Consider the following 22,082-nt stretch of genomic DNA (forward strand, 5'->3'; position numbering starts at 1 on the left):
ACGGTCTCCTCGGCAGCGACGGCCTATCCCGGCAGCGACGGCTTCTCCGGCAGCGACAGTTTCTCCGTCAGCGACGGTGGACGGGCCACACCATTCGGACCTCGGTGCCTGCGCCCTCGTCGACCGGACGAACCTGAAGATCGTCCACAAAGCCGGCCAGCAGGGCGAAGCCGACACCGGTGGTCAGGGCTTCGTCCGTCAGCGACTCATCCGCCAGCTCGTCCGGCGGGAGCTTCGCGAGACCGATGCTCGCCTCGATCGGCGCGCGGTCGATCACCCGCACCGTGTACGAGTCCGAGTCCGACATTTCCACCATGACGAGGTCGGGCAGGCCGTACTGGTTGTGCAGGGCTACCGCCCGGGTGCACGCCTCGCCTATCGCCAGCCGCACCTCGTCGAGCAGTTCCTCGGCGACCCCCGCACGCCGAGCCACCGCCACGCCGACCAGCCGGGCCGTACGGACGTGCACCGGGGCCGGGGAGAACGACAGCCGTACCGTGGCCATCACGCTGTTTCAGTGGTGTCGTCGCGATCGCCTGACGGAGTCGAGGTGGCCGCCTCGACGGAGGGGTAGATCGGGAACACCTGGTCGAGGGCGGTGATCCGGAAGATCTTGAGCAGCGGTTCCTTCGAGCACACCAGGCCGAACGTGCCGCTCGCGGCCCGCAGCCGCTTCAGCGCGCCGACCAGCACACCGAGGCCGGTGGAGTCGAGGAAGTCGACCCGGGCGAGATCCACCACCACGTGGCGCGCGCCGCCGTCGACCAGCTCGACCAGGCGTTCCCGCAGCCGCGGGGCCGTATAAACGTCGACCTCACCGCCGACGTCGAGCACCGTGTGCTCGCCGACGGTCCGGGTCGTCAGCGACAGCTCCATCGGTCCTCCTCCCTCCGGGGCAAGCCCTCAGGCAGCCGATCTCCCCAGCGAATCTAACCACCGACCGTCATCCCCCGACGCGTGGGCACCCACCGTCGTACCCGTTTGGGGTTCGGGCCATACCGATGTCAGAGTGCAGGACGTGACCACGACCGCCCCGGACATTCCGGCCGCGCGCGGCGCATTGAAGGCGCTCGGCCCCTCGTCGGACGGCTCCCGCGTCACCCACATCGAACGCGTCGAGGCGCGATCGGGGCGGACGGTGCCGTGGCCGGACTGGGTGCCGCGGCAGCTGCGGGACGCGTACGGCTTCGAACCCTGGGAACACCAGGCCACCGCGGGATCGCTCGCCCACGACGGTCACCACGTCGTCATCGCCACGGGTACGGCGTCCGGTAAGTCCCTCGCGTACCAGATGCCTGCACTGAGCCGGCTGCTCGACGACCCGCGCGCGACGGTCCTGTATCTGTCGCCGACCAAGGCCCTGGCAGCCGACCAGCTCCGGGCGCTGACCCGGCTCGGCCTCGACGGAGTGCGGCCGGCCACATACGACGGTGACACGCCCCGCGAGCAACGCGAGTGGATCCGCCAGCACTCCCGGTTCGTCCTGACGAACCCGGACATGCTCCATCACGCCCTGCTGCCCGGTCACGCCAGGTGGGCCACCTTCCTGCGCCGTCTCGCGTACGTGGTGATCGACGAGTGCCACGCCTACCGGGGAGTGTTCGGCTCCCACGTGGCCCACGTCCTGCGCCGCCTCCGCCGCCTGGCAGCCCAGTACGGCGGCACCCCGACCTTCGTCCTCGCGTCCGCGACCTCCGGCGACCCGGGCGACGCCGCGACCCGGCTCACCGGCCTGCCGGTGACCGCCGTGACCGAGGACGCCTCGCCGCGCGGTGCGGTGACCTTCGCACTGTGGGAGCCCCCGCTCCTCCCGCACGAGGACCCGGACCTCCCCCCGACCCGCCGATCGGCACTCTCGGAAACCGCGGACCTGCTGACTGACGCCGTCGTGGCAGGCACACGCACCCTCGCCTTCGTCCGCTCCCGCCGAGGCGCGGAAGTGGTGGCGACGATGACCCGGCGCTCGCTGGACGAGGCGGTGCCGGGCCTGGGCGAGCGCGTCGCGGCGTACCGGGCGGGCTACCTCAAGGAGGACCGCCGCGCGATCGAACGCGCCCTGATGACCGGGGAACTTCTCGCCCTGGCGTCGACGAACGCGCTCGAGCTCGGCGTCGACCTGGTCGGCCTGGACGCGGTACTGATCTGCGGCTACCCGGGCACCCGAGCGTCGCTGTGGCAGCAGGCCGGCCGCGCGGGCCGGGCGGGCGGCGAGGCGCTGGCGGTGCTCGTGGCCCGCGACGACCCGCTGGACACCTACCTGGTGCACCACCCGGACGCCCTCTTCGGCCGGCCCGTGGAAGCAACGGTCCTGGACCCGGCCAACCCCTACGTCCTCGGCCCCCAACTGTGCTGCGCGGCGGCGGAAGCACCGCTGCGCCCCGCCGACCTGGACCTCTTCGGCGCCGCCGAGGCGGTCGATGCCCTGACCCGCTCGGGCGCCCTCCGCAAACGTCCCACGGGCTGGTACTGGACCCGCCAGGGACGTCCCGAGGTTGACCTGCGCGGCACGGGCGGCACGCCGGTAGCGGTGGTGGAATCGGCAACGGGCCGCCTGCTCGGCACGGTCGACCAGGGCTCGTCCCACGCCATGCTCCACCCGGGCGCGGTCTACCTGCACCAGGGAGCCTCCTATCTGGTGGACGACCTCGATCTGGACGAGGCGGTAGCCCTCGTCCACGCCGCGGAACCGGACTGGTCCACCCACGCCCGCGACGTCACGGACCTGTCGGTGGTGTCGATCCGCGAGTACGTCGACGCGGGGCCGGTCGGCCTGTTCCTGGGCTCGGTGGACGTGACCAGCCAGGTGGTGTCGTACCAGCGCCGCCGCCTCGGTAGCGGAGAGGTGCTGGACACCCGCCCGCTGGACCTGCCCGCCCGCGAGCTGCGTACGGTCGCGGTCTGGTTCACCGTCTCGCCACAGGCACTGCACGCGGCGGGCGTTGCACCGGCGGACGTACCGGGCGCGTTGCATGCCGCGGAGCATGCGGGCATCGGCCTCCTTCCACTGATCGCGACGTGCGACCGATGGGATATCGGCGGGCTGTCGACCGCCAACCATGTGGACACGCAGAGCCCTACGGTGTTCGTCTACGACGGGCACCCGGGCGGGGCGGGCTTCGCGGAGCGTGCGTACGGGACGGCGTCCGCCTGGCTCCGCGCGACTCGCGAGGCAGTGGCGTCGTGCGCGTGCGAGACGGGCTGCCCGTCCTGCGTGCAGTCGCCGAAGTGCGGCAACGGCAACAACCCCCTCGACAAAGCGAAGGCGATCGCCGTGCTGGATGCGGTGCTGACCGCACTGCCGGACGCCCCTCCTTCCTGAGCCGGTCCGGTGGCGTGGCCCCTTCTGAAACGGGTGGCCCCCGGACAGCGGCCTCTTCTCCGACCGTGCCGGCCGGCGCTGCGGCGACCACCTGCACCGGGCCCGCCCGAGCGGCGGCTTCTGCCTGGACCGTCAGGCCTGGCAGAGGACTCACGGGCGTCGCGACCTCAACGACGATCTCCAGTCCCTCCAGCCGGCAGGAGACCACCCGACCGCCGTTGGCCGATACGAGCTCGGCCGCCCGGCCGCAAGCGGACTCCGGCCCCTCGATCGCCCGCATGGCTCCGGCCAAGGCCCCGAGATCGGCCGCCGTACGCGCCTGATGCCGTCCCACCCGAGCCGTACCGACAGCCGCACCGGCTACCCCGGCGGCGACCAGAACCATGCCGACGGCGAGCACGAACACCGACCCGGCCCCACGATCCGATCCGACAAGGCCGCCTCGGTCCACCCTGAGCGCCTTCACGGGACGCCGGCTGGTTCACGGGCGGCCACCGCCGCCGAACCTACCGTGATCATCGGCAGATGCCCGCCCAGGACCGCCACCTTCGCACGGACTTCGACGGTCACGGTGTCGTCGCCCTCGACGACCATCACCTCCGCGCCGGGCGGCCCGATCCTGACGGCGTTCTCAACACCCGGCCCACCGCGAGCGGCAACGATGGCACCTTCGCGGGCTGCGTCGACGCAGCGGCCCTGGGTAGTAACCGCGACGACCGCCGTCAGGCCGGCGAAAAGCAGCAGCATCAGCGCCGGCAGCCCGGCCGCCAGCTCGGCCGTGAAGGATCCCCGGTCTCGCCCCAGGCCCGCCGGGACGCGGCCACCGCACCAGCGTCCAGGCTGCCGGCGCCGTGTCACTTCAGGGCCTCGGTGATCACTCTGGTGAGGGACTGCGCGATGCCCGGGCTCGTCAGAACCTTGAGCAGCACGCCGGCGAACGCTACGGCGGCGAGGGTGCCGACGGCGTACTCCGCCGTGTTCATCCCTTCGTCGGCCTGGGACCCGGTGAGGCGGGCGATGAGTCGGTACATGGGGACTCCTTGATGTCGTGGGTTGTCACAGGACGTCGCCGCGAAGGGCGACCAGCACCGGTCCGCGAACCGGCGAGCTCTTTCGCTCCGCGCTGCTCACCTGCCGGCGCGCTCCGTACGCCGGCGCAGGTTCACAAAACATCGGCGAGGACGGCGATCACTACTGGCACCAGGCCGGCGAGCAGGAACGCCGGCAGGAAGCACACGCCCAGCGGCAGGACGATCAACACTCCGGCCCGGCGAGCGGCCGCCTCCGCCGCGATCGCGCGATCGGCGCGCAGGTCTTCGGCCAGCCGGGTGAACGCTCCCGCCAACGCCCCGCCGCTCGCACTGGACCGCACCGCCGCGGCGACCAGCCGGTCAGCGCCCGGTACGCCGGCGAGATGCGCCCACGCCTCCGGCGGGTCGGCACCCAGCCGCAGGGACCGGCCGATGCGTGCAAGCCGCTCCCCCAGCGGACCACCCAACGCCTCGGCGACGGCGGACATCGCACGGTCGACCGGCGCCCCGGCACGAAGAGCCGCCGCCACAAGATCGGCACTGAGCGGCAGGTCGGCCTGAGCACGGGCGCGGGCGGCTCGAACCGCGGCGGGCTCCTGCTTGCTCAACCATCGGTTCGTCCCGTACGCGATGAGCAGCGCAGGCGGAACACCCCACCAGTGCCCGACGTACCAGGCCACAGCGGCACCGCAGACACACGCGGTGAGGAGGCGGCGAATCATGCGACGCCTTCCCTCTCCCGGGCCAAGGCGGCCGTCAGGGCGGTCAGGTCGGCACGGAGGGGGCAGGGCAGGGGCATCATCGGGTCCGGCGTACGCGCGGAGTGCAGAAGCGCGACGACGCAACACGGCTGGAGCGGCACTTGAACCGGGCCGCCACTTCGCAGGATCGACTCGGCACCGCAGGTCGAGGCACTCATCCGCGCCGTCCGACCCGGGTAGCGGGCCGCTGCACAACCGGTGCGCCGGCTGCGCCGCCTGTAGGCGGCATCGACCGTCGGCGAGCCTGTCCCGGCGGCTGCAGGCGGGCGGATCCGCGCCCACGCGGCAACTGGACCTCGCGGCCGGTTCCCCGCCACCGCTGCGGCCGAAGCAGGCGGGCGGATCCGCGCCCACGCGACGGCTCAAACAGGCGGGCGGGTCCGCGCCACCGTATCGCCGCGGGATCGGCGTGCGACGCGGGCGACCGTGCGGCTTCGGAACCCGCCGCGGGAGGTCTCTCGCCGGACGAACCGTTCGTGAGGCGGTCCGCCCACAGCAAGCCCGCGACCTGCAGCACGACGGCACCGATTGCGCACGCCGCGCCTGCCGGCGTGTGGAGCAGGACGTGCAAAGGGTCGACGCCGATTCCGTACCCGAGCGCGATGCCGCCGATTGGCAGCGCCGCCAGCAGGACGGCGGTCGCCTGAGCGCCGGCTGCCTGGGCCGCAGCGTTTGCAGCCGCCCGGTCGGCGGCGCGGGCGTCGGCTTCGATGCGTTCGATGAGATCAGCGGTGGGAGCACCCGTACGTTCAGCGAGCTGCCCAGCCGCTGCCGTCAGCTCGCCGAGCCGCCCGCCGATCGGCGCCGTTGCGCGCGGAAGGCCGGCGCGCAGGTCAGCAGCCAGCGCGCTGAGCTCGTCGAGATCACGCGCCCGGCCCTCGGCGGACTGTCGTCGCGCCGCCCTGCGATTGAGCGCGCGGGCGCCCAGCATCGCGTATGCGAGGGCGATCAGCGCGGCGACGGGACCGCCGAGGAAAGCGCCGACGAGCACGGCGGACGTCCCCGAGACGACGACCAAGCGTCGCGGCGAACGAACCACGCGCGCTCCGACAGCGACGAGGTGCAGCGGCCGGGACGGCAGGGCGAGGCGGCGCAGACCGTGCCTCACCGGCCAGACGGCCACCAGCGCGGCCGTGGCCAACAGGACTGCCGCGAACAGCCAAGGCCACGTCGTCATCGCGGACACCCCAGCACCGGAGGGACGCGCATGCCGCGGTCGGCCAGGAGGCGCCCGAGGGTTGGCGCACCGGGTCCGGTTCCCCGGCCTCGCTGCCAGGCCGGAACCACCGTGGCGAGGTGCTGCTCCCCCGTCGGAAGCAGCACTCCGATCGAGTCGAGGACGCGGCCGCCTGCTTGGCGGTGTACCTGAAGAATCACCTGCAGTGCCGCGACGACCTGAGCGTGCAAGGCCGCTCTGGGAAGCCCACCTAGCAGGCCGAGCGCCTCGAGCCGGGCCGGGACGTCGGCCGGCGTGTTGGCATGCAACGTGCCGGCACCGCCTTCGTGCCCGGTGTTCAGCGCGCCGAGCAGATCCACGACCTCCGCGCCTCGGCATTCGCCGACCACCAGCCGGTCCGGCCGCATACGCAGTGCCTGGCGCAGCAGATCGGTGAGACTGACCGCGCCGGCGCCCTCGACGTTCGATGTCCGCGTCTGCAGGGCCACCAGGTGCGGGTGCGCGGGCCGCAGCTCGGCGGCGTCCTCGACCAGGACGATCCGCTCCGTGGCCGGCACCATGCCCAGCAGCGTGCCGAGCAAGGTCGTCTTTCCGGAGCCCGTACCGCCGACGACCAGGTAGGCAAGCCGCGCCTCGACCACCGCCGCGAGCAGCGGAGCGACCTGCGATGAAACCGTTCCACACCGGACCAGGTCGGCCAGCGTGAACGGACGCTGCCGGAAAGTCCGCAGAGACAGGTACGGCCCCGAGGTGGCGACCGGCGGCAACACGGCATGCAGCCTGGTGCCGTCGGGCAAGTAGGCGTCCACGTAAGGCCGGCCATCGTCCAGGCGGCGGCCGCAGCTTGCCGCGAGGCGCTGAGCCAGGCGGCGTACGTCGTCGGGGTGAGCAAACGTCGAAGGCGCCCGAAGCAGCCCCGCGCCGCGGTCGACCCACACGTCGGTGCCGTTGACGAGGACGTCCGTCACCTCGGGGTCGGCGAGCAGCGACGCCAGGGGTCCGGCGCCGACGAGGTCGTGGCGGACCCGGTCGGCAAGCCGCCGCACGGCGGTGTCGCCGAGCAAGGAGACCGACGAGTCTTCTTTCACCGCGGTGACCACGGCCGCGGTCGTCGGATTCACGCCCTCGACCGCGAACCGATGCCGCACCTTTTCCGTGATGCCCGGCTCGGTCACCTCAAGCATCGGAGCGCCCGGAAGCGTCCCGGCGAGGCACAAAGGACTGTCTTTTCAGGACAAGCAAACGAACGAACACAGCGACCCCCGGAGGTGGTGGATAGGTCGCATACGTTCGCTCGGCGGCGCCCGAGGGCTCAACCGACGACGGCCGAGCCTGTGGACAACGAAGGCTGTTGTGGAAAACCGGCGGACGTCATGAAGGCCGTGCGATCCTGTCCTCAGCCGAGCAGGCGCAGGCTGCTCAGGGTCTGCGGGTGGTCGGACACGACGCGCAGGAAGGCCGGCCCGTCGACCGGCGCCTTCCAATCCCCCTCCCGCGGGATCAGCGTGTAGAGCGCGGACCCGTCCGGCGGGAGGCTCTGCGGGCCCGAGTAGACGTACCAATAGCTGTCGATGGTGACGTCCGTGGCGACCGCGAAGTGCGGCGTGATCGGGTCCGACGAGCGATTGGTGACCTGCACCATGACGTTCTCAACGGATTGACCGGGGGAGATGACACTGGTGACGAGAAGCTCGAGCGGCTGTGGAGTGGCAGCGGCCACTACGACGCAGGCTATCGCGGGCACGAACAGTGCGGCCGTCCCGAAAATGCCGGCGGTCCGGATGAGCCCGGTGGGCAGGCTCGCCCGCAGCCTTCCCGCCAGACGTCCCGGCAGGCGGAAACGATGAGCGCCCGCGAAATCGTCGCGGCTGGTGGTGACGAGCGCGACGATCCACAGCGGCATGGTCAGCACCCAGTAGCCGTCCTGGGAACGGTTGGCGACCATGAAGACCAGCCACGGCAGGACCACCGCTGCCGGTCCGAGCGTGCGCAGACGTACGGCGAACGTGATCAGCAGCGCCGCGAGCAGCAACAACGAGGCGTAGCCGTAGAAGTCGAGTGCGCCGCTGCCACCGATCACGTACGCGGACAGGCCCATCAACCCCTGCCCGTGAGGAACCGCGTGCTGCAGCATCGGCTCGAAAATGGCGGTCAGCCACGCCACCGGCGAGGTCACGATGAACCAGCCGCTGACAAGGAGGAATACGCCGAGCGCAACTCCCACATAGCGCGCCACCAGGACGGTCGCCGCCCGGAGCGGCATCTCGCCTCGGCGCAGCACCACCAGACCGACCGCGAGGAACAGCGCGATAAACCATCCGAGCTGATGGGTGGAGCACGCGAGGCCGAGCGCGACCGCACGAATGACCCCGCCGGCGCCCAATCGGCCGCCACGGCCGATCACCGTCCAGCGCCAGACCGCCACGCAGAGGAACGGAAGTGCGATCAATGACGGGTACGCATTATTCGCGTACGAGGTCAGCGTGCCGAGACCGAGAACGCCCAGCGTGGCCAGCGGTCGCAGCGGCGCGGGAGCCGCCAGGAAAATCAGGGCCGCGGTGGCGAGCAGGGCGAGCCAGGTGACGACCACGATGCCGGGGACCGACGGCAACAGTCGCTGCGCAAGGGCGCCGAGCTCGGCGCCGAACGGCGGGTAGCCGAAGTCGTAGACCGTGCGCCCGTTCATCAACTGGGTGGGCAGGTCCGGATCGATGAAGGCCCAGGCACCCACGTACGGGTTGTGACCGTTCGCCAGGCTCCGCGCGGCGCCGTCCAGGAACATGCCCTCGTCGACGGTGATGGGCTTCTCGCCGATCAGGCTGGGCCACCCGCCGATCACCTTGATCGCCATGGCGGTGCCGAGAACGGCCACGTCCAGGCGGGCGAGCGACCTGCCGCTGGACACGCAGAGGGCCAGGATCGCCGCGACCAGCATCACGAGGTACGCACCGGTCAGCGCGAGTGCCAGCCCGGGCCGGGTGAGTGCGTGGGTGTTCCAGAAGCCGCGAGTGCCGACGACCAGACCCATGATCGCGGCCAGGGTCAGGCCCCGATGCAGCCAGCGGACAGTGCGGGCCGGCTCGTCAGTGTTGGCGATCACGCCGGCATGAGGTCGCGGGTCGGGGTGGGCCGGCGAGTCACCTGTGTCGGGCTCGTCACTGCGGACCGCCGCGTCGCTCGGGACCGGCCCGTCGCTGGGGGCCGCCGCGTCGCTGGGGACCGGCGCGTCGGCACCGACCTGCAGGTCCCCGCGGATCCGCCGGTCTGCATCGACCGGCATGTCGACGGTGGACCGGCCAGCAACGTCATTAGCCACCGACGAAATGATACTTGCCGCTCGCCAGCGTGCTCTGCGCTTGATCAAAATCAGCCGTACACAGGTGATGGTCACCGTGCGGCGTTCAAGCCACCGAGGATGCGTCGGCAGAGGTCCGCGAGGGGTCCGCGTCCTCCTGCGGCGGGCGGCTGACCCTGCTCGAGCCCTTCGCACAGCGCCGGCTCAGGGCGGAGAGAGCCGGCCAGCGGAAGCCCCAGTGACCGGGCGACCTCCGTCGCGCGTAAACGGCCGGGTGCTGGGCCGCGTACCACCACGGAGAGTTGCGGGCAATGCCGCTGGGCCGCAGCCGCCACCCGGGCCGCGGATGCGGTGGCCCGGAGCTCCGCCGGGACGATCAAGATCGCCCGGTCCGCGGCTGCGAGGGCGATGGTTGCGGCGTCGTCCAGGTGGCGTGGCACGTCCACCACGGTCACGTCGCGGTTCTCCCGGGCGGCTTGCATCGTGACCGCCATGGCTTCGGGTGGGACGCCCGGAAGGCCGTCTCGGGAGAACGACAGGAGGACCAGGTCGCCCTGGTGCGGGAGCGCCTTGAGGAGGGCGGACGGATCGGCGTGGGCGCCCGCCTCGGCCAACGCGGGCCAGCGGAGACCTTCGACGCGCTCCCAGCCGAGGACGAGATCCAGGCCGCCGCCGAGGGGGTCCGCGTCCAGGAGGAGCGTACGGAGGCCCTCGTGCACCGCCGTGACGGCGAGTCCGCCGGCGAGGGTGCTCGCTCCGGCGCCGCCCCGGCCGCCCAGGACCGCGAGAATGCGGCCGGCCGGTGAGGGCTCGGCGGGGCCGGCGGTGGCGAACCGGTCGACCAGCCAGGGCTCGGCGGCCGGGAGCATCGCCACGTGCTCGGCGCCGAGCGGCTGGGCCACCTCCCATGCCGCGTGCACGATCGGTTCGTGTCCGGTGACGATCACGCGGGGACGGCGCGGGAGGCGGGCGCGCAGGCAGGCGATGGCCTGGTCAGCGCCGATCATGACGAGGGGCGCGCCGAGATAGCGGTCGCGGGCCGCAGCCGGGTCCGCCGCGACGTCGACCTCGGTCCCGCCTGCGGCGGCGAGCCGGACCAGGTCGTCGAGCAGCTCCGGGTCGGCGGTCACGACCAGCGGCAATGAGGTACGCGCAGACATCAGGACTCCAGAGGGACGGCGAAAGACGGCACGGGGACGGACAAGGACGACAGGGCGGGCGAGGACGAGTACGAGGCGACGAACAGGGAAGGCCGGCCGCGAGCGAAAGACGGGACTACGGCAAGACGCGAGCAAAGGACGGACTACGGCAAGTAGGACAGCGGACGAAAAGACGGAGCCACGGGCGGGAACTGGATAGTCGATGCGGAAAGGGGATAGCCGAGTGGGTGAAGACGAGCAGGCCGAGGGGGATGCGTCGCCCGCACATGGAGCGACCCGCCGATGCGGGGCGCAGCGGGATTGCGTCCACCGTCTCGGGTAGGCGGGTGCGGCTCAAGCAGTGGCGCCCGGGGCTGTGGATGAACCACCGGGCTGTGTACAACCGCCCACTCCCCCGGCTGATCTGCTACGCGCAGCGGGCTGTAGGGGCGGGTGCGGGCGTAGCATCGTCGGGCCCGCGACAGACTCGTGAAGGGTGGATGGGGCTGACGTTGGGTATGTTGTTGCCGACACGACCGATGGAGTTGGCATGGAGCACCCGATACGGAGCGAGCTCGGCGAGGACGGCATCGCCCTGGTGACCCTGTATGGGGAGATCGACTTCTCCAACGCCGACGATGTCGCGCAGGCGGTGCGGGATGCCGTTGACGACTGGGCGCCGCCGGAGATCCGGATCGATCTGGCCGAGGCCACGTTCATCGACTCCACCGGGCTGGGTGCTCTGATCGAGGGCTATCGAGCGGTGACGCAGGCGGAGAGCCGCTTCGTGGTGACCAATCCGAGCCCGAGTTTCCGCCGGGTGCTTTCGGTGACCGGGCTGTGCGAGCTGTTCGGCATTCCCGAGGAAGAGCAGTCGGCCGACCTGAGCCAAGCCACCGGGGCCTGACCGGCAAAGAGCCGGCCGCCAGGTGAGACTGCAGGCCGCCGGCGAAGATCAAGCGAAAGACAACCCCGCCGAGCCAGGCCAGCCGGACACCGCCACGACCAGCCGCGCAAACCCAGGCCAGCCACACACCGCCACGGCCAGCCAGCCACGGCCACGGCCACGGCCAGGACACCGCCACGGCCAGCCAGGACACAGCCAGGGTCAGGTTAGGCCGAGCACAGTCACGCCCGCCAGCACAGCTACGTCGGCCGAGCACAGCAGGTCCCGGACGCGCGAAGCAAAAAGTCGGGCCGCCCGCCGAGCGATCCGCGCCAACCCGCCGGACCACCGCCTCCGCCCGGATGGTCGCGTCCCCGCAGAGCGACCCCGCACCGCCTCGCGCGGTGTGCGGGCCCCGCCTCCCCACCGCCGTACCGTAAATTCCGCCGAAACCGAGCAAATAAGAACGACCCCCGTCGGGGGTGACGGGGGCCGTCCGAGGATTCGGCTCCGGGGGGGTCGAGCCGAATCGGCTCGGCGATCGCGGGGGGCGCAATCACCGAGAATCTTGCGGGAAAAGGCGACTGAACAAGACAAACCACGGGCAACGTGAATCCCAGTCGCAACACAAGCATGCCTCAGTCCCCGGCTACCGTCGAGTACCCACCGTCACGAGAAACACCACAGACCCGGTTCCGGTGCGACTTGCGGCTACACTTTCGGCCCGTGGGCCAGAGCGCCGCGTTCTTCGACCTCGACAAGACCGTCATTGCCAAGTCCAGTGCACTGGCCTTCGGACGGCCGTTCTACCGGGATGGGCTGATCAGCCGCCGGGATGTCGTGAAGTCGGCCTATGCGCAGCTGATGTTTCGGCTGGGCGGCGCCGACGAGCACACCATGGCGCGCACTCGGGACTATCTGGCCGCGCTGTGCAAGGGCTGGAAGGTCGAGCAGGTTCGGCAGATCGTTGCGGAGACCCTGGAAGAGCTCATCAACCCTTACGTGTACGCCGAGGCGGCCATCCTCATCGGCGAGCACCAGGCGGCCGGCCGCGACGTCGTGCTGGTGTCCGCTTCCGGGGACGAGATGGTGCGGCCGATCGGCGCGCTGCTCGGGGTGACCGACGTGATCGCCACGCGGATGGGGATCGTCGACGGGCGCTACAGCGGCGAGGTGGAGTTCTACGCGGCGGGTCCCAGCAAGGTTGCCGGAGTGCGGGAGCTTGCCGAGGGGCGCGGGTACGACCTTGCGGAGTGTTACGCCTATTCGGATTCGAGCAGTGACCTTCCCCTGCTGGAGGCCGTGGGGCGTCCGAGCGTGGTGAACCCCGACCGGGCGTTGCGGCGGGTGGCGCTGGAACGCTCGTGGCCGGTGCTGGAGTTCCGGCACCCGGTGCCGCTGGGCCGCCGGCTGCGAGATCGTCCGGCCGTGCCGGTGGCCGCCGCCGCTCTGGGTGTGGGTGTGGGCCTCGCCATCGGGATAGCGCTGTACGGGCGGCACCGGCGGCTGCGGGCCGCGCTCGCATAGAAAATCGTCACCGGCAAGGGTCTGACTAATCACCGTTGGTAGCTTTTGCCCTGGTGATCAAGGGCGCGGCGGCGTAGAAAGAACACGCGGGACCACTTAGCACCACCGAAGGTTCCGTGCACGGCCACCGGGAACCCACGCGCGATCAGCCACGGCAGGCACGTTGCGGCGGGACCCACCGGGGATACCGGCGGGACTGCCGACAACGACCCAGGTGCACGCTTGATAACCCGGTCGGACGCGCAAGCGGCGGCGCCTCATCAGTGAGGCGCCGTCCTTACTTTTCTCCGCTCAGACCGTCGCCGCCAGGTGGCGGTTGCGCAGTTCGTGGTAGACCTCGCGGAAGAGGTGCGGGCGGCGGTGGAAGTCCACGCCCTGCGCCCACAGCTCGGTGTTGACCGTCGAGCCGTCGCGCCGCTCGATCAGCACCGTCATGCCGCCCTCGAGTTCCCACCGGCCGATCTTGTTGGTGTGCCGGTGCAGGCGGACGTGGGCGATCTCGTCCCAGCGGAGCGTGCGCGAGCGCAGGAGACCGCGGATGCGCAGCGCGTGCGGGCTGACGTAGACGCCCATCTCGAGGATGCGCCAGCCGCCGACCACCCACACGATCGCCATGAGGACGGCGAGGATGCGCACCCCGACGCCGGTCAGCTCGAAAAGCCCGATGCTCGCCCAGCCCAGCAGCCCGAACGCCACCGCCTCCCAGCCGATGACCAGCCAGCGGCCGGTGCCCGGCGAGTAGGGGCGAACCCAGTCGTCTCCCACCCGCACGAGTATGCCAACCGATCCAGGGACGAAAGGGGCAATCCGTTCTGCCGAGGCGTCATTTGCCTGAAGGTGCCAGCACCTCATCGGCCACCCGAACCAACTCCTCCGTGCCCGCCGTCACCGCGGCGGCGTAGTGGCGCAGCCAGGAACGGACGCCGTCGGGCGTTCCGGTCGCGTACGCGCCGGCCGAGCCGACGTACTCGGGTTCGCGCTCCAGGTGACCCTGCTCCACGCCGACCAGGCCACGGATGTCGAAGCCGCGCGAGACCAGGGTGAGCCGCGCGGCCGCACGAGCCACCACGCCCGCCGGGCCGGCGAACGGGCGGAGCGTCAGCAGCTCGGCGTGCACGATCGCGGCCAGCAGCAGCGGCGGCGTGCTCTCGTTGCCGGCGACCAACCCGGCCAGCGCGTCGATCCGCTCGGCTCCGGACACCAGCCGGCCCAGCTCGCCGTCGGCGACCGTTCCGCGCGCCGCCAGCACGTGCAGCCGGGCCAGGACCTGGCGGGGAGCCCGCGGCCAGAGGTCGGCGAGGCCGTCGAGCGCCTCGGACACCCGCAGCGCACCCTGCACGACCGGGTCGGTGACGGTGCCCGCCCGGACGACCGACAGCTCGTAGCGGTGGTCCTCGAGGGCGGCGCTCGCGACGGCGGCGCGCAGGCCGATCTCGGCCGCGACCTGGCCGCCGTTGCGCCGCAGGGCCCGGTGCCGCAGGGCGGCGTCCACGCCGGCGCGGGCGTCGGTGAAGGCCTGGTCGATGTCGGCGAGCTCGAGCAGCGGTGCCAGGGGATCGTTCGTCACGCGCCTAACTTAGCCGGAAATTGACCTCTTCCCGGGGATGCGCGTACGGGCTCGGAAATGGCAAGATTCGCGCAGCACTGATCACGCCGCGCGCAATCCTCGCTCGACACGCCCGGCGGAACTAGTGTTCACCGCAAAAGAGAGCAGAGGAGCCGCCCTCATGAGTGAGACGCTGGAGAACCTGTATTCGGAGACGCGGCAGTTCCCGCCGCCGGCCGAGCTCGCCGCCGCGGCGAACGTCACGGCCGAGGCGTACGAACGGGCCGACGCGGACCGGCTGGCGTACTGGGAGGAGCAGGCCCGGCGGCTCACCTGGGCCAAGCCGTGGGACCAGGTGCTGGACTGGTCCAACCCGCCGTTCGCCAAGTGGTTCGTCGGCGGCGAGCTCAACATCGCGTACAACTGCGTCGACCGGCACGTCGAGGCCGGCCACGGCGACAAGGTCGCGATCCACTGGGAGGGCGAGCCGGGCGACACCCGCGCCATCACGTACGCCGACCTGCTCCGGAGCGTGAGCCAGGCGGCGAACACGCTGACCGAGCTCGGTGTCACGGCCGGCGACCGGGTGGCGATCTACCTCCCGATGATCCCGGAGGCGGCGGTCGCCATGTTGGCCTGCGCCCGGATCGGCGCCCTGCACAGCGTGGTCTTCGGCGGCTTCTCGGTCGACGCGCTGGCCACGCGCATCCAGGACGCGGACTGCAAGGTCGTGATCACCGCGGACGGCGGCTACCGCCGGGGCAAGCCGTCCGCGCTCAAGCCGACGGTCGACGAGGCCGTCGCGCAGTGCCCGAGCATCGAGCACGTGCTGGTCGTCCGCCGCACGGGCGAGGACGTCGCCTGGAGCGACAAGGACCTCTGGTGGCACGAGACGGTCGAGCAGGCGAGCGACAAGCACGAGCCGAAGGCCTTCGACTCCGAGCACCCGCTGTTCATCCTCTACACCTCCGGCACGACCGGCAAGCCGAAGGGCATCCTGCACACCACCGGCGGCTACCTGACGCAGACGTCGTACACGCACCACGCCGTGTTCGACCTCAAGCCGGAGACCGACGTCTACTGGTGCACCGCCGACATCGGCTGGGTCACCGGACACTCGTACATCGTCTACGGGCCGCTCTCCAACGGCGCCACCCAGATCATGTACGAGGGCACGCCGGACACCCCCCACAAGGGACGGTTCTGGGAGATCGTCGACAAGTACAAGGTGACGATCCTCTACACCGCGCCCACGCTCATCCGCACGATGATGAAGTGGGGCGACGACATCCCGGCCAAGTACGACCTGTCGTCGCTACGCGTCCTGGGCAGCGTCGGCGAGCCGATCAACCCCGAGGCCTGGATGTGGTATCGCGCCAACGTGGGCCGCGACAACTGCCCCATCGTGGACACGTGGTGGCAGACCGAGACCGGCGCGATCATGATCTCTCCGTTGCCCGGCGTCACCAGCGCCAAGCCCGGCTCCGCGATGACCCCGCTGCCCGGCATCTCCGCGGACGTTGTCGACGACGCCGCGGAGTCGGTGCCGGACGGCGGTGGCGGCTTCCTGGTGCTGCGCGAGCCGTGGCCGTCGATGCTGCGCACGATCTGGGGCGACGACCAGCGCTTCATCGACACGTACTGGTCGCGCTTCGGCAAGGGCGCCGGCTCCGGCGAGGACTGGGTCTACTTCGCCGGCGACGGCGCGAAGAGGGACGAGGACGGCGCCCTCTGGCTGCTGGGCCGGGTCGACGACGTGATGCTGGTGTCCGGCCACAACATCTCGACGACCGAGGTCGAGTCGGCGCTGGTGTCGCACCCATCGGTCGCCGAGGCGGCGGTGGTCGGCGCGACCGACCCGACGACCGGGCAGGCGATCGTGGCATTCACCATCCCGCGGGGCAATGTGGACACCGCGGGCGAGGCGGGCGAGAAGCTCATCCAGGACCTGCGCAACCACGTGGCCAAGAAGCTGGGCCCGATCGCCAAGCCGCGGCAGATCATGCTCGTGCCCGAGCTGCCCAAGACCCGCTCCGGGAAGATCATGCGGCGGCTGCTGCGGGACGTGGCCGAGAACCGGTCGCTGGGCGACGTCACGACGCTGCAGGACTCCACGGTCATGGACCTGATCTCCTCCGGAATGCAGGAGGCCAAGTCCGAGGACTGAGATATTCATCTATGAACAGCGGCAGATCTGCGATCGTAGGGATCTGCCGCTGTTTCATGTGGACGGTCCAATTTTTGCCATTTGCCGGTACTCGCATTATGTCAAATCCATAATGCGTAACCATCCCCGAACAATCCGTGTGGCCCCTTCCGATAGATCGGTGAGTTTGCATACGTTCACCTGAGCTCCGAATCCGGGGCGGTTCACCGCCGTCGCTGTACCCCAGCGCGCGGTCATGCCAACGGAGGTAAACGTAGTGCGCAAGGTGGTCGTGGGACTGCTCGGCGCCGCGATGGTCACTAGTGTCGGGATGTCACTCCCGGCCGGTGCCCTCGCAGCACCGCCGGTCGATCCGAAGCCGGCGGCGAAGGCCGACACGGCTCAAGTGGACGATCTGCCCAACCCGCTCGAGGACAAGCGTCGCGCTCTGCGCGAGGAGGCTGTCGCCGACGTCGTCAGCGGCAAGGCGAAGCCGATAAAGAGGAACGGCAGCACGGTCGTCAAGGTCGGCCGTACGCAGGGCTCGGGCGTGACCAACCGCAAGGTGGCCAAGTCCGGCACGGACCAGTACGTCGAGCTCAGCCGCGAGCGGACCGACCGGATCTTCGTGATCCTGGCCGAGTTCGGCAACGACCGGCACCCCAGCTTCCCGGACGTCGACAGCGACCCGAACACCCCGGGCCCCACGACGTGGGACGGACCCCTGCACAACAAGATCCCCGCGCCTGACCGCTCGAAGGACAACTCGACGGTGTGGCAGCCCGACTACAACGCCGAGCACTACCGCGACCTGTACTTCGGTGAGGGCGCCGGCAAGGAGTCGGTGAAGACCTACTTCGAGACCCAGTCGTCCGGGCGCTACAGCGTCGACGGCGAGGTCACCGACTGGGTCAAGGTCAAGTACAACGAGGCCCGGTACGGCCGCGACTTCTGCGGCGCCCACGTCTGCAACAACACCTGGGCGCTGGTGCGTGACGCCGCGAACCAGTGGGTCGCGGACCAGAAGGCCTCCGGGCGTACGGACGCGCAGATCGCCGCGGACATGAAGTCGTTCGACCAGTACGACCGGTACGACTTCGACAACGACGGCAACTTCAACGAGCCCGACGGCTACATCGACCACTTCCAGATCGTCCACGCCGGCGGCGACCAGGCCGACGGCGACCCGCAGCAGGGCGAGGACGCGATCTGGAGCCACCGCTGGTACGCGTACGGCACCGACCAGGGCCGCACCGGCCCGGCCGGCAACCTGCTCGGCGGCACCCAGATCGGCAACACCGGCATCTGGATCGGCGACTACACCATCCAGCCGGAGAACGGTGGCCTCAGCGTCTTCGCGCACGAGTACACCCACGACCTGGGCCTGCCGGACGACTACGACACCTCCGGCCTGGGCGACAACAACAACGAGCACTGGACCCTGATGGCCCAGAGCCGGCTCAACGCCGCCGGCGACCAGGCCATCGGCACGAAGCCGGGCGACCTCGGCGCCTGGAACAAGCTGCAGCTCGGCTGGCTCGACTACGAGACCGTCGTCGCGGGTCAGAAGAAGACCCTGAACCTCGGCCCGCAGGAGTACAACACCTCCAAGGCCCAGGGCGTGGTCGTGGTGCTGCCCGACAAGGAGGTCACCACCGACCTCGGCGCACCCTTCGCCGGCACGAAGCAGTTCTTCTCCGGCAACGCCGACGACCTCAACAACTCCATGTCGAAGACCATCGACCTGACCGGCAAGACCACCGCCGCCGTCACGCTCAAGGGCCGGTACAACATCGAGCAGGACTACGACTTCCTGTACTTCGAGGCCTCGACGGACAACGGCGCCACCTGGACCCGCCTGGACGGCACCCTGAACGGCGCGGCGTTCCCGCGGGACGCCAGCAACACGCCGGCCCTGACCGGCAGCACGGGCGGCGCATGGGCGGACATCGCGGTGCCGCTGAACGCGTACGCGGGCAAGAAGATCACGTTCCGTCTCCACTACCTGACCGACGGCGGCGTGTCCGCGGGCGGCTTCTTCGGTGACGACGTGACGATCACGGCGGACGGCGCGACGGTGCTGGCCGACGGGGCCGAGGCCGCCACCACGTGGACGCTGGACGGCTTCTCGATCGTCGGTGCGACCTCCAGCGAGAAGTTCGACAACTTCTACATCGCCGGCCACCGCAGCTACGTGTCGTACGACCAGTACCTCAAGACCGGACCGTACTTCTTCGGCTACTTGCCGACATTGCCGGACAAGGTGGACCACTACTCCTACCAGGAGGGTCTGCTGATCTCGTACTGGGACACGTCGCAGGTCGACAACAACACCAACGTGCACCCGGGTACGGGCCGCAACCTGTACATCGACGCGCACCCGGCGCCGTTCTACAACCTGGAAGGGCTGCCGTGGCGGGCCCGCATCCAGGTGTACGACGCCCCGTTCAGCCTGAAGAAGGCGGATTCGTTCACGCTGCACATCAACGGCAAGCCCAGCTACATCCGGGGACAGGCCGCGCAGTCGACGTTCGACGACACCAAGAAGTACTTCTACGACGAGCTGCCGAACCACGGCGTCAAGCTGCCGGCGGTCGGCGTCAAGATCAAGGTGCAGGAGGTCAACGGCACCTCGATGAAGATCAAGATCAGCTGATCTAGGACATTTGGAACGGCGCTCGGGAAATCTCCCGGGCGCCGTTCGCTTCTCATAAAGAATTCGTTGCGAAGACTTCCATGCATCTCTCTTTTTGCATACGTTCTCTGAGGCCTTGATCACAAGGTCGCTGCACGCCGATCGCTGCAACCCAGCGCTTCGGGCACGTCGACGGAGGTACGTAGTGCGAAAAGTAGTCGTGGGACTACTCGGCGCCGCGATGGTCACCGGTGTCGGGATTTCGCTCCCGACCGTGGCCCAGGCGGCGCCTCCGGTGGAGCCGACCCCGGCGGCCAGCAAGCGGGCCGCGATGGACGACCTCCCCAACCCGGTCGAGGACAAGCGCCGGGAACTGCGTCAGGAGGCCCTCAACGGCGTCCTGAAGGGCGAGATCAAGACGCAGGAGCGCGGCGGCAGCACCGTTGCGAAGGTCGGCAAGACGCGGGGCGGCGGCCTGAACGACCGTACCGTCAAGGCGGCCGGCCAGGACCAGTACGTCGAGCTCAGCAACGAGCGCACCGACAAGATCTTCGTGATCCTCGCGGAGTTCGGTAACCAGCGGCACCCGAACTACCCCGACGTCGACAGCGACCCGAAGACGCCGGGCCCGACGACGTTCGAGGGCCCGCTGCACAACAAGATTCCGGCACCCGACCGCACCACGGACAACACCACGGTCTGGCAGCCGGACTACAACAAGAAGCACTACGAGGACCTGTACTTCGGCAAGGGCAAGGGCGTCGAGTCGCTCAAGACCTACTACGAGACGCAGTCCTCGGGGCGTTACAGCGTCGACGGCGAGGTCTCGGACTGGGTCAAGGTGCCCTACAACGAGGCCCGCTACGGTCGCAACTGCGACGTCAACGGCACCTGCACCGACACGAACGCCTGGGCCCTGGTCCGCGACGCCGTCAACCAGTGGGTGGCCGACCGCAAGGCCGCCGGCCGCACCGACGCGCAGATCGCCGCGGAGGTCAAGGAGTACGACAAGTGGGACCGCAACGACTACGACGGTGACGGCAACTTCAACGAGCCGGACGGCTACATCGACCACTTCCAGATCGTCCACGCCGGCGGCGACGAGTCCGACGGTGACCCGCAGTACGGCGAGGACGCCATCTGGGCGCACCGCTGGAACGCCTTCCTGAACACCGTCGGCGTCGACGGCCCCTCGTACAACAAGTACGGCGGCACCCAGATCGGCAACACCGGCGTCTGGATCTCGGACTACACCATGCAGCCCGAGAACGGCGGCCTCAGCGTGTTCGCGCACGAGTACGGCCACGACCTCGGTCTGCCGGACGACTACGACACCAGCGGCGGCACCAACAACAACAGCGAGTACTGGACGCTGATGGCGCAGAGCCGTCTCTCCGGCGCGGGCGAGCCCCTCGGCACGCGCCCCGGTGACATCGGCGCCTGGAACAAGCTGCAGCTCGGCTGGCTCGACTACGAGACCGTCGTCGCGGGCCACAAGAAGACCCTCAACCTCGGCCCGCAGGAGTACAACACCTCCAAGGCCCAGGGCGTGGTCGTGGTCCTGCCGGACAAGAAGGTCACCACCGACCTCGGCGCACCCTTCGCCGGCACCAAGCAGTACTTCTCCGGCAACGCCGACAAGCTCAACAACTCGCTGACCAAGGCGGTCGACCTGACCGGCGCCACCTCCGCGTCGCTGGACCTCAAGGGCCGCTACAAGATCGAAGACGGCTACGACTACCTGTACTTCGAGGTCTCGAGCGACAACGGCACCACCTGGACCGCGGTCGACGGCACCATTGACGGCGCCCCGCTCGGCAAGGACGGCGGCGACCCCGGTCGTCCGGCGATCACCGGCACCAGCGGTGGCGCGTGGAAGGACATCCACATCCCGCTCGACGCGTACGCCGGCAAGAAGGTTCAGGTCCGCCTGCACTACCTGACCGACGGCGGCGTCTCCGAGGGCGGCTTCTTCGGCGACGACCTCACCATCAAGGTGAACGGCGCCGCGACGTCGACCGACGGTGCCGAGGGCACCCCGGCGTGGACGGCTGCCGGCTTCAGCGTCGTGGGCCAGACCACGACCGCGGAGTTCGACAACTTCTACATCGCGGGCAACCGCAGCTACACCTCGTTCGACAAGTACCTGAAGACCGGCCCGTACAACATCGGCTGGGCCGACACCAAGCCGGACTGGGCCGAGCACTTCGCGTACCAGCAGGGCCTGCTGATCTCGTACAACGACCAGTCGGTGGCGAACAACAACGTCAACCAGCACCCCGGCTCGGGCCTGAACCTGATCATCGACAGCCACCCGGCGCCGCTGTACAACCTGGAAGGTGCCCCGTGGCGGGCCCGCGTCCAGCTGTACGACGCCCCGTTCAGCCTGAACAAGGCCGACTCGTTCACGCTGCACATCAACGGCAAGCCCAGCTACGTCCGGGGCCAGGCCGCGAAGTCGACGTTCGACGACACCAAGAAGTACTTCTACGACGAGATCCCGTGGAACGGCGTCAAGCTGCCGGCCGTGGGGGTCAAGATCAAGGTCGTGTCGCAGGACGGCACCTCGATGAAGATCAAGATTTCCTGATCCACCGCACCACCTGACGCCCGGGGACCG

General features: G+C 69.9%; 17 protein-coding genes and 1 pseudogene. 6 read left to right on the forward strand and 12 right to left on the reverse strand.

Annotation, left to right across the window (positions count from 1 at the left end; translation table 11 throughout):
• Positions 1-67: 67 nt before the first annotated feature.
• Together ACIBO8_RS33385 and ACIBO8_RS33390 are read right to left on the reverse strand one after the other, a co-directional pair.
• The gene (locus ACIBO8_RS33385; RefSeq protein WP_396119418.1) at positions 68-508 is read right to left on the reverse strand and encodes an ATP-binding protein; all 441 of its coding nucleotides are present in this window, start codon (positions 506-508) and stop codon (positions 68-70) included.
• Complete coding sequence (locus ACIBO8_RS33390) at positions 505-876, reverse strand: STAS domain-containing protein (protein ID WP_366152612.1); 372 nt, start codon at positions 874-876, stop codon at positions 505-507. The genes ACIBO8_RS33385 and ACIBO8_RS33390 overlap by 4 nt, the downstream gene beginning before the upstream one ends.
• 133 nt (positions 877-1,009) lie before the next feature.
• Here ACIBO8_RS33390 and ACIBO8_RS33395 point away from each other — a divergent pair, with 133 nt between their 5' ends.
• Complete coding sequence (locus tag ACIBO8_RS33395) at positions 1,010-3,319, forward strand: DEAD/DEAH box helicase (protein ID WP_396119419.1); 2,310 nt, start codon at positions 1,010-1,012, stop codon at positions 3,317-3,319.
• 157 nt (positions 3,320-3,476) lie between these two features.
• On the opposite strand, the pseudogene ACIBO8_RS33400 reads toward ACIBO8_RS33395, so the two are convergent.
• The 8 genes and pseudogenes from ACIBO8_RS33400 to ssd all read right to left on the reverse strand — a co-directional run.
• A pseudogene (locus ACIBO8_RS33400) lies at positions 3,477-3,785 on the reverse strand (Rv3654c family TadE-like protein); the annotation flags it as partial.
• Positions 3,782-4,177 carry a TadE family type IV pilus minor pilin gene (locus ACIBO8_RS33405; protein ID WP_396119420.1) on the reverse strand — a complete coding sequence of 132 codons (396 nt, stop codon included), beginning with the start codon at positions 4,175-4,177 and terminating at the stop codon, positions 3,782-3,784. The gene ACIBO8_RS33405 and the pseudogene ACIBO8_RS33400, both read right to left, overlap by 4 nt.
• Positions 4,174-4,350 carry a DUF4244 domain-containing protein gene (locus tag ACIBO8_RS33410; RefSeq protein WP_396119422.1) on the reverse strand — a complete coding sequence of 59 codons (177 nt, stop codon included), beginning with the start codon at positions 4,348-4,350 and terminating at the stop codon, positions 4,174-4,176. Before ACIBO8_RS33410 ends, ACIBO8_RS33405 begins: the two co-directional genes overlap by 4 nt.
• A 131-nt stretch (positions 4,351-4,481) precedes the next feature.
• Entirely contained in the window at positions 4,482-5,255 is a 774-nt protein-coding gene (locus ACIBO8_RS33415; protein WP_396119585.1) for a type II secretion system F family protein, read from the reverse strand.
• 10 nt (positions 5,256-5,265) lie between these two features.
• Positions 5,266-6,288: a type II secretion system F family protein gene (locus ACIBO8_RS33420; protein WP_396119423.1), complete on the reverse strand. Its 1,023-nt coding sequence runs from the start codon at positions 6,286-6,288 to the stop codon at positions 5,266-5,268.
• Positions 6,285-7,472 carry a TadA family conjugal transfer-associated ATPase gene (locus ACIBO8_RS33425; protein WP_396119424.1) on the reverse strand — a complete coding sequence of 396 codons (1,188 nt, stop codon included), beginning with the start codon at positions 7,470-7,472 and terminating at the stop codon, positions 6,285-6,287. The genes ACIBO8_RS33420 and ACIBO8_RS33425 overlap by 4 nt, the downstream gene beginning before the upstream one ends.
• A 212-nt stretch (positions 7,473-7,684) precedes the next feature.
• Positions 7,685-9,604: a hypothetical protein gene (locus ACIBO8_RS33430; RefSeq protein ID WP_396119425.1), complete on the reverse strand. Its 1,920-nt coding sequence runs from the start codon at positions 9,602-9,604 to the stop codon at positions 7,685-7,687.
• A 71-nt stretch (positions 9,605-9,675) separates the two neighbouring features.
• Positions 9,676-10,713 carry a septum site-determining protein Ssd gene (gene ssd, locus ACIBO8_RS33435; protein WP_396119587.1) on the reverse strand — a complete coding sequence of 346 codons (1,038 nt, stop codon included), beginning with the start codon at positions 10,711-10,713 and terminating at the stop codon, positions 9,676-9,678.
• 505 nt (positions 10,714-11,218) lie between these two features.
• Here ssd and ACIBO8_RS33440 point away from each other — a divergent pair.
• Both ACIBO8_RS33440 and ACIBO8_RS33445 read left to right on the forward strand, forming a co-directional pair.
• On the forward strand, positions 11,219-11,629 hold the full coding sequence (locus ACIBO8_RS33440; protein WP_396119426.1) for an STAS domain-containing protein: 411 nt from the start codon (positions 11,219-11,221) through the stop codon (positions 11,627-11,629).
• A gap of 705 nt (positions 11,630-12,334) precedes the next feature.
• The gene (locus ACIBO8_RS33445) at positions 12,335-13,135 is read left to right on the forward strand and encodes an HAD family hydrolase (RefSeq protein WP_396119427.1); all 801 of its coding nucleotides are present in this window, start codon (positions 12,335-12,337) and stop codon (positions 13,133-13,135) included.
• Positions 13,136-13,426: 291 nt separating this feature from the next.
• Here ACIBO8_RS33445 and ACIBO8_RS33450 read toward each other — a convergent pair whose 3' ends face one another.
• Positions 13,427-13,900 (reverse strand): PH domain-containing protein, encoded by a 474-nt coding sequence (locus ACIBO8_RS33450; protein ID WP_396119428.1) that lies wholly within the window; start codon positions 13,898-13,900, stop codon positions 13,427-13,429.
• Between the two features lie 58 nt (positions 13,901-13,958).
• Entirely contained in the window at positions 13,959-14,702 is a 744-nt protein-coding gene (locus ACIBO8_RS33455; protein WP_396119429.1) for an oxidoreductase, read from the reverse strand.
• A 160-nt stretch (positions 14,703-14,862) separates the two neighbouring features.
• Between ACIBO8_RS33455 and acs the strand changes: the two genes are divergently transcribed.
• From acs to ACIBO8_RS33470, 3 genes are all read left to right on the forward strand, one after another.
• Positions 14,863-16,848 (forward strand): acetate--CoA ligase, encoded by a 1,986-nt coding sequence (gene acs, locus ACIBO8_RS33460; RefSeq protein ID WP_396119430.1) that lies wholly within the window; start codon positions 14,863-14,865, stop codon positions 16,846-16,848.
• Positions 16,849-17,119: 271 nt separating this feature from the next.
• The gene (locus ACIBO8_RS33465) at positions 17,120-19,483 is read left to right on the forward strand and encodes an immune inhibitor A domain-containing protein (protein WP_396119588.1); all 2,364 of its coding nucleotides are present in this window, start codon (positions 17,120-17,122) and stop codon (positions 19,481-19,483) included.
• A 199-nt stretch (positions 19,484-19,682) separates the two neighbouring features.
• Positions 19,683-22,052, forward strand: coding sequence for an immune inhibitor A domain-containing protein (locus ACIBO8_RS33470; protein WP_396119589.1), 2,370 nt, complete (start codon positions 19,683-19,685; stop codon positions 22,050-22,052).
• The last annotated feature ends 30 nt before the right edge of the window (positions 22,053-22,082 follow it).

The sequence above is a fragment of the Actinoplanes sp. NPDC049681 genome, from assembly GCF_044465265.1.
Lineage (GTDB): Bacteria > Actinomycetota > Actinomycetes > Mycobacteriales > Micromonosporaceae > Actinoplanes.

Coding starts and splice junctions, on each gene's coding strand:
- ACIBO8_RS33390 (WP_366152612.1), bottom strand. CDS start 876: ATGGAGCTGTCGCTGACGACCCGGACCGTCGGCGAGCACACGGTGCTC.
- ACIBO8_RS33410 (WP_396119422.1), bottom strand. CDS start 4,350: ATGTACCGACTCATCGCCCGCCTCACCGGGTCCCAGGCCGACGAAGGG.
- ACIBO8_RS33420 (WP_396119423.1), bottom strand. CDS start 6,288: ATGACGACGTGGCCTTGGCTGTTCGCGGCAGTCCTGTTGGCCACGGCC.
- ACIBO8_RS33425 (WP_396119424.1), bottom strand. CDS start 7,472: ATGCTTGAGGTGACCGAGCCGGGCATCACGGAAAAGGTGCGGCATCGG.
- acs (WP_396119430.1), top strand. CDS start 14,863: ATGAGTGAGACGCTGGAGAACCTGTATTCGGAGACGCGGCAGTTCCCG.